A 732-nucleotide genomic window follows, 5' to 3' on the forward strand; every position below is an offset into this window, starting at 1 on the left:
CGGTCGTGCCGCTGGGGCGGCGCGGGTGGGCGCGGCGGCACCCCGTCAGGCCGGTGCCTACGCAGGCGCCGGTTCCCAGGCCGCCCTCGGCAGGGCCTGGGGCAGCGCTCCGTACCAGGTTCTGGCCACCGTGAAGCCGAAGGTGAGGCACAGGACGCCGCCGACCGCGTCGAGCCAGAAGTGGTTGGCGGTGGCGACGATGACGAGGAGGGTGGTCGCCGGGTAGAGGACGGCGAGGACGCGTACCCACGGGACGGTGGTCAGGGCGAAGATCGTCAGGCCGCACCACAGGGACCAGCCGATGTGCATCGAGGGCATCGCGGCGTACTGGTTGGACATGTGTTTGAGGTCGCCGGAGGCCATGGAGCCCCAGGTGTGGTGGACCTGGACCGTGTCGATGAAGTGGCCGCCGGTCATCAGGCGCGGGGGTGCGAGGGGGTACAGGTAGTAGCCGAGCAGGGCCACGCCCGTGGTGGCGAAGAGGGCCAGGCGGGCCGCGGAGTAGCGGCCCGGGTGGCTGCGGTAGAGCCAGACCAGGACGCCCACGGTCACCACGAAGTGCAGCGTGGCGTAGTAGTAGTTCATGCCGACGATCAGCCAAGTCACCGAGTCGACGGCATGGTTGACCGTGTGCTCGACGGCGATGCCCAGTCGGTGCTCCGCACTCCAGACCCAGTCGGCGTTGCTCAGTGCCTTCGCCTTCTGTTCCGGGACCGCGTTGCGGATCAGTGA

1 protein-coding gene is annotated in these 732 nt (G+C 69.5%); it reads right to left on the reverse strand.

The window, feature by feature from the left end; all coding sequences use genetic code 11:
- Positions 1-57: 57 nt before the first annotated feature.
- A partial coding sequence (locus BZY54_RS46250; RefSeq protein ID WP_086731325.1) for a phosphatase PAP2 family protein occupies positions 58-732 on the reverse strand: 675 nt, incomplete at its 5' end.

Source organism: Streptomyces carpinensis, from assembly GCF_002154505.1.
GTDB lineage: Bacteria > Actinomycetota > Actinomycetes > Streptomycetales > Streptomycetaceae > Streptomyces > Streptomyces carpinensis.